Origin of the sequence: Saccharothrix obliqua, assembly GCF_019375475.1 — a bacterium.
Classification (GTDB): domain Bacteria; phylum Actinomycetota; class Actinomycetes; order Mycobacteriales; family Pseudonocardiaceae; genus Actinosynnema; species Actinosynnema obliqua.
In genome coordinates this window covers 701,216-715,173 of the sequence record NZ_JAHXGQ010000001.1, presented here as the reverse complement: position 1 = coordinate 715,173, position 13,958 = coordinate 701,216, and the positions used below count along the sequence as shown (strand labels likewise).

At 74.6% G+C, this 13,958-nt stretch carries 15 protein-coding genes; 8 read left to right on the top strand and 7 right to left on the bottom strand.

Translation table 11 applies throughout. From position 1 onward, the window contains the following. Positions 1-67: 67 nt before the first annotated feature. The gene (gene manB / locus KZQ38_RS03595) at positions 68-1,147 is read left to right on the top strand and encodes a mannose-1-phosphate guanylyltransferase (RefSeq protein ID WP_219438305.1); all 1,080 of its coding nucleotides are present in this window, start codon (positions 68-70) and stop codon (positions 1,145-1,147) included. Beyond that, a complete protein-coding gene (locus tag KZQ38_RS03590; protein WP_219438303.1) occupies positions 1,140-2,030 on the top strand; it encodes a DNA-3-methyladenine glycosylase family protein in 891 nt (296 codons plus the stop codon). The genes manB and KZQ38_RS03590 overlap by 8 nt, the downstream gene beginning before the upstream one ends. Positions 2,031-2,042: 12 nt before the next feature. On the opposite strand, the gene KZQ38_RS03585 is transcribed toward KZQ38_RS03590, so the two are convergent. The 4 genes from KZQ38_RS03585 to KZQ38_RS03570 form a co-directional block, all read right to left on the bottom strand. Then, positions 2,043-2,897 carry a glycosyltransferase family 2 protein gene (locus tag KZQ38_RS03585; protein ID WP_219438302.1) on the bottom strand — a complete coding sequence of 285 codons (855 nt, stop codon included), beginning with the start codon at positions 2,895-2,897 and terminating at the stop codon, positions 2,043-2,045. Positions 2,898-2,907: 10 nt separating this feature from the next. Beyond that, entirely contained in the window at positions 2,908-3,351 is a 444-nt protein-coding gene (locus KZQ38_RS03580) for a DUF4396 domain-containing protein (RefSeq protein WP_219438300.1), read from the bottom strand. A gap of 68 nt (positions 3,352-3,419) precedes the next feature. Beyond that, a complete protein-coding gene (locus tag KZQ38_RS03575) occupies positions 3,420-4,544 on the bottom strand; it encodes a glycosyltransferase family 4 protein (protein WP_219439337.1) in 1,125 nt (374 codons plus the stop codon). A gap of 67 nt (positions 4,545-4,611) precedes the next feature. After that, positions 4,612-5,661: a glycosyltransferase gene (locus tag KZQ38_RS03570; protein WP_219438298.1), complete on the bottom strand. Its 1,050-nt coding sequence runs from the start codon at positions 5,659-5,661 to the stop codon at positions 4,612-4,614. Between the two features lie 20 nt (positions 5,662-5,681). On the opposite strand from KZQ38_RS03570, the gene KZQ38_RS03565 reads away from it, so the two are divergent. Genes KZQ38_RS03565 through KZQ38_RS03545 form a run of 5 tightly spaced genes read left to right on the top strand, consistent with a single transcriptional unit; the run spans position 5,682 to position 11,286 of the window. Then, positions 5,682-6,596 (top strand): glycosyltransferase family 2 protein, encoded by a 915-nt coding sequence (locus KZQ38_RS03565; RefSeq protein WP_308258220.1) that lies wholly within the window; start codon positions 5,682-5,684, stop codon positions 6,594-6,596. A 32-nt stretch (positions 6,597-6,628) separates the two neighbouring features. Continuing rightward, on the top strand, positions 6,629-7,243 hold the full coding sequence (locus tag KZQ38_RS03560; protein ID WP_219438296.1) for a class I SAM-dependent methyltransferase: 615 nt from the start codon (positions 6,629-6,631) through the stop codon (positions 7,241-7,243). A gap of 23 nt (positions 7,244-7,266) precedes the next feature. Then, positions 7,267-7,662 carry a CU044_2847 family protein gene (locus tag KZQ38_RS03555; protein WP_219438295.1) on the top strand — a complete coding sequence of 132 codons (396 nt, stop codon included), beginning with the start codon at positions 7,267-7,269 and terminating at the stop codon, positions 7,660-7,662. Between the two features lie 47 nt (positions 7,663-7,709). Further along, the gene (locus tag KZQ38_RS03550) at positions 7,710-10,202 is read left to right on the top strand and encodes a glycosyltransferase (protein WP_219438294.1); all 2,493 of its coding nucleotides are present in this window, start codon (positions 7,710-7,712) and stop codon (positions 10,200-10,202) included. Further along, complete coding sequence (locus tag KZQ38_RS03545; protein WP_219438292.1) at positions 10,195-11,286, top strand: glycosyltransferase family 4 protein; 1,092 nt, start codon at positions 10,195-10,197, stop codon at positions 11,284-11,286. The genes KZQ38_RS03550 and KZQ38_RS03545 overlap by 8 nt, the downstream gene beginning before the upstream one ends. A 5-nt stretch (positions 11,287-11,291) precedes the next feature. Here the strand turns inward: KZQ38_RS03545 and KZQ38_RS03540 are convergent, their stop codons facing one another. Continuing rightward, positions 11,292-11,450: a hypothetical protein gene (locus tag KZQ38_RS03540; protein WP_219438290.1), complete on the bottom strand. Its 159-nt coding sequence runs from the start codon at positions 11,448-11,450 to the stop codon at positions 11,292-11,294. A gap of 119 nt (positions 11,451-11,569) precedes the next feature. On the opposite strand from KZQ38_RS03540, the gene KZQ38_RS03535 reads away from it, so the two are divergent. Then, positions 11,570-12,025 (top strand): Imm1 family immunity protein, encoded by a 456-nt coding sequence (locus tag KZQ38_RS03535; protein WP_219438288.1) that lies wholly within the window; start codon positions 11,570-11,572, stop codon positions 12,023-12,025. On the opposite strand, the gene rfbD is transcribed toward KZQ38_RS03535, so the two are convergent. Together rfbD and rfbB are read right to left on the bottom strand one after the other, a co-directional pair. Beyond that, entirely contained in the window at positions 12,022-12,912 is an 891-nt protein-coding gene (rfbD, locus tag KZQ38_RS03530; protein WP_219438286.1) for a dTDP-4-dehydrorhamnose reductase, read from the bottom strand. The genes KZQ38_RS03535 and rfbD overlap by 4 nt on opposite strands. Beyond that, on the bottom strand, positions 12,912-13,901 hold the full coding sequence (rfbB, locus tag KZQ38_RS03525; RefSeq protein ID WP_219438283.1) for a dTDP-glucose 4,6-dehydratase: 990 nt from the start codon (positions 13,899-13,901) through the stop codon (positions 12,912-12,914). The genes rfbD and rfbB overlap by 1 nt, the downstream gene beginning before the upstream one ends. Positions 13,902-13,958 lie beyond the last annotated feature (57 nt).

The following is a 13,958-nucleotide window of genomic DNA, read 5'->3' as shown; positions in this document are numbered from 1 at the left end:
TCGGCATGGTGCTCATGCCAGAGTATTCGCATCCACGGGCTGAAGTAAGCGGAGGAGGAAAAACGGCATGTCGGAGCTGCAAGGCGTCGAGGCGGTGGTCCTGGTCGGGGGTAGGGGAACCCGACTGCGGCCGCTGACCCTGTCCGCCCCCAAGCCCATGCTGCCCACGGCCGGGGTGCCGTTCCTCACGCACCTGCTGTCCCGCATCCGCGAGGCCGGGATCAGGCACGTCGTGCTGGGCACCTCGTACAAGGCGGAGGTGTTCCAGGAGCACTTCGGCGACGGCTCGGCGCTCGGCCTCGAACTGGAGTACGTGGTCGAGGACGTGCCGCTGGACACGGCGGGCGCGATCCGGAACGTGGCGCACAAGCTGCGCGAGCGCGACGTGATGGTGTTCAACGGCGACATCCTGTCCGGTGTGGACCTGCGTGGCGTGCTCGCCACGCACCGCGAGTCCGCCGCGGACGTGACGCTGCACCTGGTGAAGGTCGAGGACCCGCGCCGGTTCGGCTGCGTGCCGACCGACGCCGAGGGCCGGGTGACCGCGTTCCTGGAGAAGACGGAGAACCCGCCGACCGACCAGATCAACGCGGGCTGCTACGTGTTCCGGCGCGAGGTGGTCGAGGGCATCCCGGCGGGCCGGCCGGTGTCGGTGGAGCGGGAGACGTTCCCGGGTCTGCTGGCGGCGGGCGCGCGGCTCCAGGGCCACGTCGACGCGTCGTACTGGTTGGACCTGGGCACGCCGGCGGCGTTCGTGCGCGGCTCGGCGGACCTGGTGCGCGGTGTCGCGCCGTCCGCGGCGCTGCCCGCGCCGGCGGGCGAGGCGGTCGTGCTGCCGGGCGCGCGGGTGGCCGGGGACGCGGTGGTGACCGGCGGCGCGACGATCGGCGCGGGCTGCACGGTCGCGGCGGGCGCGGTGGTCGACGGCGCGGTGTTGTTCGACGGCGCCGTGGTCGGCGAGGGCGCCCGGGTCGAGCGCAGCGTGCTCGGGGCGAACGCGCTGGTCCAGGCGGGTGCGGTGGTGGCGGACGCGGTGATCGGCGACAACGCCGTGATCGGCGCGCGGTGCGAGCTGGTCGGCGGCGCGCGGGTGTGGCCGGGTGTGGTGCTGCCCGAGGCGGGGATCCGGTTCTCGGCCGATGTCTAGGACGTGGCGTCCCCCGTTCCCGCTGGACGTGGCCGCGGTGCTGGCCCCGCTCCGGCGGGGTGCGGGTGACGTCGCGCACCACGTCGACGACGGGGTGTGGTTGACCGCGAACACCCCGGACGGGCCGGGCACGCTGCGCGTGACCCGGCCGGACGACGTGGTGGCCGAGGCGTGGGGCGACGGGGCGGCGTGGCTGCTGGACGGGTTGCCCGCGCTGCTCGGCGCGGACGACGACGACGCGGCGTTCGTGGCACACCACCCGCTGGTCGCCACGACCCGCCGCCGGCTGCCCGGCGTCCGGCTGGGTTCGACCGGGCGGGTGTGGGACGCGTTGCTGCCCGCGGTCCTGGAGCAGAAGGTGACGCTGGTCGAGGCGCACCGGTCCTACCGCGAGCTGTGCACGCGCTTCGGCACGCCCGCGCCGGGTCCCGCGCCGACGGGACTGCGGGTGCCGCCGACACCACGCGCGGTGCTCGCCATCACCGACTGGGAGTGGCACCGGGCCGGTGTGGACGGTGCGCGGCGGCGGGCGCTGGTCGCGGCGGCGCAGGTGGCGCACCGGCTGGAGGCGGCGGCCGGGTTGCGCGGCGCGGCCGGGCGCGCGTTGCTGTGCAAGGTGCCCGGGATCGGTCCGTGGACGGCGGCCGAGGTGGCGCAGCGGGCGTGGGGTGACGCGGACGCGGTCAGCTTCGGCGACTACCACCTGGCGGGTTTCGTGGGCTGGGCGTTGCTCGGCCGGCCGCTGGACGACGACGGCATGGCCGAGGTGCTGGCGCCGTACGCGCCGCAGCGCCACCGCGCGGTGCGGTACCTGGAGCTGTCCGGGGCGCGCAAGCCGCGCTTCGGCCCGCGGTTCTCCCCGCGCGACTACCGCGCGATGTGAGCGGCGGGCCGGTCAGCCGCGGGTGACCAGCCTGAGGCGCAACCCGAGCCCGGCACGCACGGCGAGCCGCAACGGCGCCCACAACGGGCCCTGGTGGCGGTCGGCGAGGTAGCGGTACGCGCTGCTGTGGTGGGCGGCCAGCATCCGCTTGGACGCGCGGGCCGTGGAGTGGCCGCCGATGTGCGTCACCTCGGCGTCCGGCACGTAGACGTTCAGCCACCCGGCGCGGCCGAGGCGGTCGCCCAGGTCGACGTCCTCGAAGTACATGAAGTAACGCGGGTCGAACCCGTCGACCGAGTCGAACGCCTCGCGCCGCAGCAGCAGGCACGACCCGGACAGCCACCCCGCGGTGCGCTCCCGCACCGCCGCCTTCTCCTGCCGGTACTCGGCGGTCCACGGGTTGTCCGGCCACACCTTCGCGAACGCGGCGTGCCCGAGCCCGCGGCCGAGTGCGGGCAGTTGCCGCGCGGACGGGTACACGACCCCGTTGGGCTCGCGGATCAGCGGACCGAACGCGCCGCCGCGCGGCCACCGCTTCGCGGCCTCCAGCAGCACGTCGAGGCTGCCCGCGCCCCACGACAGGTCGGGGTTGGCCACGACCACCCAGCCGATGTCGTCGGGCAGCCCGGCGACACCCCGGTTGGCCGCCGCGCCGTAGCCGAGGTTGCCGCCGGTGGGCAGGAACTCGACGTGGTCGTGCTCGGCCGCCGCGCGCTCGGGCACGCCGTCGGTGGAGCCGTTGTCGGCGAGCACCACGGTGACCGGCCGCGTGGTGGCCGCCGCGAGGGTGGTGAGGAAGCCGTCGAGGGTTTCCCCTGGCGAGTAGGTGACGGTCACGACCGCCAGTCCGTCTCCGTAGCGCGTCACGGCGGTCACCCTAGTGGTGGTGGAGGTGGTGCACGACGGCGTGCCCCTTGCCGCGTGCGATCAGCCACCGGTTGACCGGCACGGTGAGCACGAACGCGACCGCGAGCGAGAACGCCAACGCGCCCCAGAACAACCACGACCCGAGACCCGCGTCCATCGCGCCCGGCACGACCAGCATGACCCCGTTGTCCACGACCTCCATCACCAGGATGGACACGGTGTCGGCGGCGAGCGCGGTCTTCACGGCGGCCTTGAAGCCGACGCCGGCCCGCAGCACGCCGCGCAGGGTCAGCGCGTAGCCGAAGAAGAACGCCAGCACCACGGCCAGCGCGATGGTGCCGCCGTTGGACAGCCCCAGCGCGGTGCCGATCACCATGCCCAGGACTTCGCCGATGGCGCAGCCGGTGAGGCAGTGCAGGGTCGCGGAGGCCGCCGTCTTCCAGGTCGCGTTCATGCCGGGAACCATACCCCCGGGGGGTATCAAAAGCACCCGCGGGATCGAGTGATCCACGCGATACCGGTTCAGCGGCGGTGCGCCCGCGCCGCCCGCTCGTACGCCACGCGGTGCCGCGCGGCCGACGACGCCCACGAGAAGTCCTTGGCACGCACCAGGGCCGCCGCCGCGAGCGCGTCCCGCCGCACCGGGTCGTCCAGCAGCGCACCGAGCGCCGCCGCGATGTCACCCGCGCCGACACCGCAGTACGCGACCGCGTCGCCACCCACCTCGGGCAGGCTCAACCGGCGCGTGGTCAACACCGCCGCGCCGCACGCCATCGCCTCCAGCACGGGCAGGCCGAAACCCTCGCCCAGCGACGGGTAGGCCACCACCTCGGCACCGCCCAGGAAACCGGCCAGCCGCTCGAACGGCAGGTAACCCGCCCGGATCACGCGGACGCGGTGCGGCACCGCGTCCAGCGCCCGCTCCACCTGGCCGTCCCAGCCCGGCTGGCCCGCGAGCACCAGCGTCGGCGGGTTGGTCCGGCCCCGGCACGCCTGCGCGAAACCCCGGATCAAGGCGGGCACGTTCTTGCGCGGCTCCAGCGCGCCGAGGAACGCCACGTACGGCGCGTCGCCCAGCGACAGCGACCGGCGCACCTCCGCCACCTCGGCGGCGGTCGGCGGGTGGAACCGGTCGGTGTCCACGCCGTGCTGCGCGATGTGCAGCGCCCGGCGGTCCGCGCCGGCCACCCGCGCCAGCTCGTCCGCCGTGGCCCGGCTCGGCACGACGCACAACGCCGCGCGCCGCAGCGACGCCCGCGTCCACGCCCGGAAGAACCGCGCCTTCACCGACGAGTGCAGCGCGGCGTCGGTGAAGAAGGTGGCGTCGTGCAGCGTCACCACGGACGCCGCCCGGTTCGCCAGCGGCACGGTGTAGTGCGGCGAGTGCACCACCTGCACGCCCAGCCGCGACGCCAGGCGCGGCAACGACGTCTGCTCCCAGGTCAGCCGCGCGGTGCGGGTGGCGACGGCGTCCGCCGCCGTGACGACCCGCGACCGCGGCGCGAGCCGGTCGAACAGCCGCGCGTCCCGCGGCTGGCACACCACGCTCAGCCGCGCGCCGTCCGCGTCCAGCGCCGCCACCAGGGAATCCACGTACCGACCGACGCCCCCGCGGTCCGTCGGGACGGCCGTGGCGTCGATCAGCACGCTTGGTTCGGACGGTGACACGCGCAGAAGGGTACGGGTGAGGGCCCCGCGGTTACCGCGAAACGGCTCAAACCGCACGCCGCCGACCGACCGCCACGTGCAGCTCCCAGACGGCGCGAGCGGCGTCCGCCCAGGTGAACGCGGCGGCGCGGGCCTTGCCGGCGGCGGTTATGCGGTCCGCTACACCGGGTTCCGACCACACGGACCGCAACGCCGCCGCGAGCGCGGCCCGGTCGCCGCGCGGCGTCACGAGGCCCGCGCCACCCGCCACCTCGACCAGCGCCGGCGCGTCCGAGTGGACCACCGGCACGCCCGCCGCCATCGCCTCCACCACCGGCAGCCCGAACCCCTCGGCGAGGCTCGGCGCGGCCAGCACCGCGGCGCGCCGCAGCACGTGCGCCAGCCGGGCGTCGCTCAGCCGGCCGAGCAGCCGGACGTGCGGCGCGCGCAGGTCGACCCCGCCCCACCCCCGCGGTCCGACCACCACCAGCGGCACGCCGATCTCGGCGGTCGCGGCCACCAGCACGTCGAAACCCTTGCGCGGCTCGATCGTGCCGATCGCCAGCACGTACCGGTCGGGCAGGTCGGGCACGGCCTCCTCGGCGGGCAACGCGGTCACGCCGTTGGGCACCACCCGCACCGGAGCCGGGCCCGGCGCGTACCGCCGCAGCTCGGCGGCCACGGCGGCGGTCGGCACCACGACCGCGGCGGCCTTCGCCACCGCGCGACCGATCACCTTGCGGTGCCACGCCGCGCCACGCGGCGTCAACGTCTCGGGGTGCGTCCACGGCACGCAGTCGTGCACCGTCACCACCACCGGCCCGCGCGGTGGCGCGAGCGGCGTCGGCGCGTGCACCGCGTCGCCACCGGGCCAGTACGGCACGCCGTGCTCCCACGCCGCGATCAACGCCCGCCGGGGCAGCGGCAGCACGCGTGGCCCCAGCACCCCGGGCACCTCCGCCGCGGCCGGGTCCGCGTGCCTGCCCACCACGCCGGTGACCTCCCAGCCGGGCGGCGCGGTCGCGGCCAGCGCGGCGGCCAGTTCCCGGGTGTAGCGCCCGGTGCCGCCGGGCACGGGTGCCAGCAGCTGCTCGGTCAGCACCACGAGGTTGGGCATGTCGCGTACCGTCTCACGTCGTGTCCGAACCCAGCACGACGGTGGTCGTGGTGACGTGGCGCGGTCGCGAGCACATCACCGCCTGCCTGGACGCCCTCGCCCGCCAACGCCCGCACCGGGCGGTCGTCGTGGACAACGCCTCCGACGACGGCACCGCGGCCCTGATCGCCACGCACCCCAGCGCGCCACGCGTCGTGCGGCTGAGCCGCAACCGCGGTTATGCGGGCGCGTTGGCCGCCGTGCTGCCGCACGTGGACACCGAATTCGTCGCGTGGCTCAACGACGACGCCGCGCCCGAGGACACGTGGCTCGCCCACCTGGAAGACGCCCTGCGTGCCGCGCCGGCCGCCGCTGCCGCCACGTCGGCGCTCCTGCGCGCGGACGGCTCGACGCAGTCGGTGGGTGTGCGGCTGACCGCCGACGGGCACGGCGCGGACGTCGTCACGGGTCACGACGTGTTCGGGTTCTGCGGCGGCGCGGCGTTGCTGCGGACGGCCGCGCTGCGTGCCGCGGGCGGCGTGCCGGGCGGGTTCTTCTGCTACTACGAGGACACCGACACGGCGTGGCGGCTGCGGCTCGCGGGCCACGACGTGCTCTCCGTCGCCGCGGCCCGCGTGCACCACCGGCACGGCGCGAGCACCCGCCCCGGCTCCCGCCGGTTCCACCGCTGGAACGAGCGCAACCGGCTGCTGGCCCTGCTGCGCTGCGCGCCGCCGGGGGTGGCGGTGGGGCAGGTGGCGCGGTTCGCCGCGCTGACCGCCGCGTTGCCGCTGCGCCGCGGGCCGCGGCCGTGGAACTTCCGCGTCGGGCTGCGCCTCCAGGTGCTCGCCGAGGTGGTGCTCCGCCTGCCCGCGACGATCGGGCAGCGGATCGGGGTGACGCGGCGGTCCACCGTCCCGAGGACCGCGGTGTGGCGGGTCTGGGCAGGACGCTGAACCGGCGCGCCGGGCGGTGGTAGCTTCTCGCCGTGGTCGACGTCTCCCCCGCCTACGACGCCGTCGCGCCCCTCTACGCCGAGCTGTTCAGCGACGTGCTGGAATCGCTGCCGTTCGAACGGGCGCTGCTGGCCGCGTTCGCGGAACGCGTGCGGGGCAGCGGGCCGGTCCTCGACGTCGGGTGCGGTCCGGGCCACGTGACCGCGCACCTGACCGGGCTGGGCCTGACCGCCTTCGGCGTGGACCTGTCGCCCGCCATGGTCGACCTGGCCCGCCGGGCGCACCCGGACCTGCGGTTCGAGGTGGGGACGATGACCGCGCTGGACCTGGCGGACGGCGTGCTCGGCGGCGTGCTGGCCTCCTACTCCACCATCCACCTCCCGCCGCCGCTGCTGCCCGGCGTGTTCGCCGAGTTCCGCCGGGTGCTGGCGCCCGGCGGCCACCTGCTGATCGGGTTCTTCGCCGGCGACGACGCGCTCCCCCGCGAGTTCGACCACAAGGTCGCGCCCGCCTACCGGTGGTCGCCCGACCGGCTCGCGGAACTGCTGCGCGAGGCCGGTTTCGCCGAGGTCGCCCGCCTGGTGCGCGAGCCCGGCGCGGGCGAGCGGTTCCGCCAGGCCCACCTGCTGGTCCGGGCGCGTGGCTGAGCGGGCCTGTCGAGAGGAGTGTCGTGGCCGAGTACGTCGAGGTGCGCACGGCGGACGGCGACCTGGTGCCGTTCGAGCTGGACGAGGAGTACGACGGGCCGGTGCGGGCCGGGCGGCGGTGGGACGCCGCGCTGGAGAAGGCCGACGAGACGCTGGAGGCCGGTGTCGAGCGGGCGCGGAAGGTGGCGCGCTCGGTGGCGGCCCGGATCGGCTCGATGCCGGACCCGCGACCGGACAAGGTGGCCGTGGAGATCGGCCTGAAGGTCAGCTCGGGCGCGGCGCTGGCGATCGCGAAGTCGTCGGCCGAGGCGCACATCAAGATCACCGTCGAGTGGCAGCGGGCGAGCCTGCCCGCGCCCGCGCCGGAGGACGCCGAGAGCACGCCGGCCGGCGGCGACGGCGATCAGGCGGAGGCGTAGGCCACCTTCCGGCAACCTCCCGGACCCCGATGAGGCAGGCTTAGGACGTGGAGCGAGCGAGCCTGCCTGACGTGTCGGTGGTCGTGGTGAACCACCGCGGTACCGAAGACACCATCACCTGCCTGCGCGCTTTGTTCGCCGACCTGTCCTACCCGGCGGACAAGCTCCAGGTCATCTGCGTGGACAACGCGTCGGGCGACGGGAGCGCGGAACGCATCCGGGCGGCCGTGCCGCGGGCCCTCGTGGTGGACTCGCCGACCAACCTCGGTTTCGCGGGCGGCTGCAACCTCGGCGCGCGGCGCGCGACGGGCACGGTGCTCGCCTTCCTCAACAACGACGCGCGACCGCACCCGGACTGGGTGCGCGCGGCGGTGCGGGTGCTGCGCGCGGAGCCGACCGTGGGCGCGGTGGCGTCGAAGGTGCTGGACTGGGACGGCCGGGCGGTCGACTTCGTGGACGGCGGCCTGACCTGGTTCGGCATGGGGTACAAGCGGCACGCCGGGCAGCCCGACGACGGTTCCCACGACGTGCCCCGGGACGTGTTGTTCGGCACCGGCTCGGCGTTGCTGGTGCGTGCCGGGTTGTTCCGCGAGCTGGGCGGCTTCGACGAGCGGTTCTTCATGTTCTACGAGGACGTGGACCTCGGCTGGCGGCTCAACCTGCGTGGCTGGCGCGTCCGCTACGAGCCCGCTTCGCTGACCTACCACAAGCACCACGCCTCCATGTCCGCCGTGGACCCCAGCCGCGAGCTGTACCTGTTGGAGCGCAACGCGTTGGCGGCGCTCTACAAGAACGCGTCGGACGAGACGCTGGCGAAGGCGCTGCCCGCCGCGCTGGCGCTGGTGGTCCGGCGGGCGACCGCGCGCGGCGCGCTCGACCCGACCCAGTTGGAGATCACCCGCCGCCCGGCGGACCCGGCCGAGGACGCCGCGCCGGTGCCGGTGCCGCGGCAGGCGCTCGCCGGTTTCCTGGCGATCGACCAGTTCGTGGAGCTGCTGCCGGCGCTGGCCGAGTCGCGCGCGGTGGAGCAGGCGGCACGACGCGTGTCCGACGCCGACCTGGTCCCGCTGATGCGTAAGGCGCTGGAACCCGCCTACCCGTTGGAGCGGTACCTCAAGGCGCACGAGGTGCTGGTCGACGTGTTCGGCATCGAGGAGCTGTACGGCAGGCCGCGCCGCGTCCTCATCGTCACCGGCGACGCGATCTCGGACCGGATGGCCGGTCCCGCGATCCGCGCGTGGAACATGGCGGACGTGCTGTCCGACGAGCACGACGTGCGGCTGGTGACGATCAACCCGCTGTGCCTGCCGCCGGACGCGCCGTTCGACGTCCGGGGCGTGCAGCCGCGTGACGTCGACCCCCACCTGGCGTGGGCGGACGTGATCGTGCTCCAGGGCCACGCGCTGGAGTTCCTGCCGCAGCTCAAGCAGCCGGGCTCGACCAAGATCGTCGTCTGCGACATCTACGACCCGATGCACCTGGAACTGCTGGAGCAGGGCCGCGACGACACCGACGAGCAACGCGCGCGCGACCTCGTCGGCGTCACCCGCGTGCTGGCCAACCAGTTGGCGCGCGGCGACTTCTTCCTCTGCGCGTCCGAGCGGCAGCGGCACTTCTGGCTGGGCCACCTGGCCGCGATGGGCCGCCTGACGCCCGCGCTGTACGACACCGACCCCACGGTCAAGTCGCTGCTCGCCGTCGCGCCGTTCGGCCTGTCCGGCAAGCCGCCGCAACGCACCGGTCCCGGTCTGCGCGACGCGCTGGGCATCGGCCCCGACGACAAGGTCGTGCTGTGGGCGGGCGGTGTCTACAGCTGGTTCGACCCGCTGACCCTGATCCACGCCATGGACCGCCTGCGCGCCACGCGGCCGGACGCGCGCCTGGTGTTCCTGGGCATGAAGCACCCCAACCCCCAGGTGCCGGACATGGACGTCGCGGGCCGGACGCGGGCGCTGGCCGCGCACCTGGACCTCGTCGACAAGCACGTGTTCTTCAACGAGACGTGGGTTCCCTACCACGACCGGCAGAACTGGCTGCTGGACGCGGACAGCGGCGTCACCACGCACTACGAGCACGTGGAGACGACGTTCGCGTTCCGCACCCGCGTGCTGGACTACCTGTGGGCCGGGCTGCCGATCGTGACGACCGACGGCGACTCGTTCGCCGACCTGGTGTCCCGCGAGGGGCTGGGCGTCGTGGTGCCGGCCGAGGACCCGGCCGCGCTCGCGGCGGCGTTGGAGAAGGTGTTGTACGACGAGGAGTTCGCGACGGCGTGCGCCGAGCGCATAGCGGGCGTCCGCGAGCGGTTCACTTGGGAGGCGGCGCTCGCGCCGCTGGTCGACTTCTGCCGGCACCCGCGACCCGCCACCGACCGGCTGGCGGGCATCTCGCCGATGGTCCGCGACCGGCCGCTCGGCCGGGCGGAGAAGCTGCGGCGCGACGCCCGGCTGTTCCGCGAGTACCTCGACCAGGGCGGTGCGGGCGAGGTCGCGAAGCGCGCGACCGGCCGCGTGCTCAAGAAGCTGCGCGGCCATGGCTGAACCGCTTGAGGTGCTGCTCGACGGCACACCCCTGCTCGGCCACCGCACCGGCATCGGCCGCTACACCGCCGCGCTGGCCGAGGAACTGGCGTCCATGCCCGACGAGGTGGAGGTGCGCGCGGTCGCGTTCACGCTGCGCGGCTGGCGCGCGCTGCGGACCGTGCTGCCGCACGAGGTGGTGGCCCGCGGCCTGCCCGTGTCGGCGCGGCTGCTGCGCCAGTGCTGGCTGCGCGCGCCGTTCCCGCCGGTGGAGTTCCTGGCCGGGCCCGCGGACGTCATGCACGCCACCAACTTCGTGCTGCCACCCGCGATCCGCGCGGGCGGCGTGACCACGATCCACGACCTCGCGTTCCTGGACGCGCCGCAGGACCTGCCGCCCGCCGACCGCAGGCTGCCCGAACTGGTGCGGAAGTCGGCCGTGCGCGCGGACGTGGTGTGCACGCCGACGCGTGCCGTGGCCAACGTCGTCACGGAGCGGTTCGAGGTCGACCCGGAGAAGATCGTCGTGACGCCGCTGGGCGTGGACCCCGCGTGGTTCGCCGCGCGGGCGCCGTCCGCCCCGCTGCGCGCCCGCCTCGGGCTGCCCGCCGAGTACCTGCTGTTCGTCGGCGCGGGCGGGCCGCGCAAGGGTCTGCGCACGTTGTTCGACGCGCACGCGACGCACCCGACGCTGCCGCCGCTGGTGCTCGCCGGTCCCGGTCACGCGGGCGTCGACGGCCGCGTGGTGCGGACGGGCTACCTGAGCGACGTCGACCTGCGCAGCGTGGTCGCGGGCGCGGCGGCGCTGGTGCTCCCGTCCCGCGACGAGGGCTTCGGCCTGCCGGTGCTGGAAGCGTTGGCGTGCAACGTGCCCGTGGTGTGCACGGACGTGCCGGCGTTGCGCGAGGTCGCGGGCGGGCACGCCACGCACGTGCCGGTCGGCGACGCGGAGGCGCTGGGCCAGGCCCTGGTGGACGCCGTGGAGGCGCCGCCGACGCCGGCAGACCAGGCGGCGCGGCGAGCGCACGCGGCCGGGTTCACGTGGCGGCGGACGGCGGAGCTGACCGTGGGTGCGTACCGGTTGGCCGCGTCACGGACCCGCTGAGGGGGTCAGTGGAGCTTCGCCGGGCCGGTCTCGCGGGGCCCGGTCAGCACGCTCCACGAGATCTGCCGCGAACCCGTCACGGCGCAGACCCGGCGCAGGAAGCGCTGGCGCTCCCAGTCGGAGCGTTGCGCGACGGCTTCTGACGAACGCCCGTGCTCGGACATGGCGCAAAGGCTCCCGCAAGGCGCATATGCAAAACTAGTGCGACACGCCACCTCCACTCCAACGGCGCAACCGCCGGGCCGGCTGGTCACTCCCCGCGTTCGCTGCGATGATGCCGACCATGAGCTTCACCGCCGTGTGGCCGACCACCGACGCCGCGGGCGCCGAATCCGCCGATGAGATGACCGTCGAGACCCCGGACGACGTGGACGCCCTGCTGCGCCGCCTCGCGGAACCCGGCGCGGGTCCCGCGGTGGTCGAGCACCGGGAGCGCGACCTCATCGAGGACACCGAGGGCCTGCTCGGCCCGCCCGGTAAGACCCGCATCCCGGACCACGACGTCGCGGCGGCCGTGCACGCCGGTTACGGCTACCTGACCTACGCCGACCCCGACCACGACTACGCCACCCTGGCGGGCGAGCCGAACTCACCCGGGTACCGCTCCGAGTACGTCGACTTCCCCGCCGGGGCGGGCGTGCCGGTGGTCGTGCTCGCCGCCGCGCTGAAGGAGTTCCTGGCCACCGCGCGCCGTCCGGGCGACGTCGCGTGGACGGCGGCGAGCCCCGGGGAGGGCTAGGGCACCGCCCCGGTGGCGAAGGCCGCGTGCAGCGCGTCCCGCCAGGGTCGCAGCGGGGTGAGGCCGGCGGCGGCCCAGGCGTGGCCGGACAGCACCGAGTAGGCCGGGCGCGGCGCGGGGCGGGGGAAGTCCGAGGTGGCGCTGGGGCGCACGCGCTCCGGGTCCGCGCCCAGCTCCTCGAAGATCGCCCGCGCGAAACCCCACCACGTCGTCTCGCCGCCGCCGGTCGCGTGCAGCACGCGTGCCCGCGGCCCGGTGCGCACCGCCCGGCCGGCCAGTTCCACCAGGCCCGCGGCGAGGTCCAGCGACCAGGTCGGCGAGCCGCGCTGGTCGTCCACGACGGACAACTCCTCGCGCTCGCCCGCCAGGCGGATGATCGTCTTCACGAAGTTGTGCCCGCTCGCGCCGTAGACCCACGCCGTGCGGACCACCCAGGACCGCTCCCACTCGGCGAGCACCCGCTGCTCGCCGGCGAGCTTCGTCCGCCCGTACGCGGACCGCGGCCCGGTCTCGTCGGCCGGCTCGTAGGGCCGCGACCCGTCGCCGGGGAACACGTAGTCCGTGGACACGTGCAGCAGCGGCACGTTGTGCTCCCGGCACGCCGCCGCCAGCAGGCCCGGTCCGACGGCGTTCACCGCGAACGCGCGGTCCTCGTCCTCCTCGGCGCGGTCGACCGCGGTGTAGGCGGCGGCGTTCACCACCACCGGCCGCAGACCGCCGTCCCGCGCGGTGGCGGCGATCGACGCCACCGCGTCGGCCACCGCGCCGCCGTCCGTCACGTCCAGTTCCGCCGAGGACGGCGCGTGCACCAGGCCGTCGGCCGGGGCCGCGGCCAGCAGGTCGTGCCCGAGCTGGCCCTTGCCGCCCGGCACCAGCAGCGCGAGCATCAGCCGGCCAGCGCCGCGCGCTGCTTGAGCGGCTCCCACCAGGACCGGTTGTCCCGGTACCACGCGACGGTCCCGGCCAGGCCGGCGGTGAAGTCGACGCGTGGCGCGTAGCCGAGTTCGGTGGCGATCTTGGTGATGTCGACCGAGTAGCGGCGGTCGTGGCCCTTGCGGTCCGCCACCGGCTCAACCGACGACCAGTCGCGACCGGTGGCCGCGAGGAGGCGTTCGGTGAGTTCCCGGTTGGTCAGCTCGGTGCCGCCGCCGATGTTGTAGATCTCACCGCCCCGGCCGTTCTCCAGCACCAGTTGGATGCCGCGGCAGTGGTCGTCCACGTGCAGCCAGTCCCGGACGTTGAGACCGTCGCCGTACAGCGGGACCTTCCGGCCGTCCAACAGGTTGGTGATGAACAGCGGGATCACCTTCTCCGGGAACTGGTACGGACCGTAGTTGTTCGAGCACCGCGTGATGCTGACCGGCAGGCCGTGCGTGCGGTGGAAGGCCCGCGCCAACAGGTCCGACGACGCCTTCGACGCCGAGTACGGCGAATTCGGCTCCAGGAGGTGGTTCTCCGCCCAGGAACCCTCGTCGATGGTGCCGTACACCTCGTCGGTGGACACGTGCACGAACTTCTCGACGTTCGCGTCCAGGGCCGCTTGGAGCAGCGTTTGCGTGCCGAGGACGTTGGTGAGCACGAAATCCGCGGAACCGGCGATGGAGCGGTCCACATGCGACTCGGCCGCGAAGTGCACGACCGCGTCCGTTCGGCCCATCAGCCCGGCCACCAGTTCGCGGTCGCAGATGTCGCCGCGCACGAAGGTGAGCCGCGGGTCGTCCGCGACCGGTGCCAGGTTGGCCTCGTTGCCCGCGTAGGTGAGCTTGTCCAGCACCACCACCTCGGCGTCCGCGTAGGCCGGGTACGCGCCGCCCACCAACTCCCGCACGTAGTGCGAGCCGATGAACCCGGCCCCACCCGTCACCAGAACGCGCATCGTCAATGCCTCTCCGCAGCCGTCGTCCACACCCAGTCTGTCACCCGTGTTTACCGT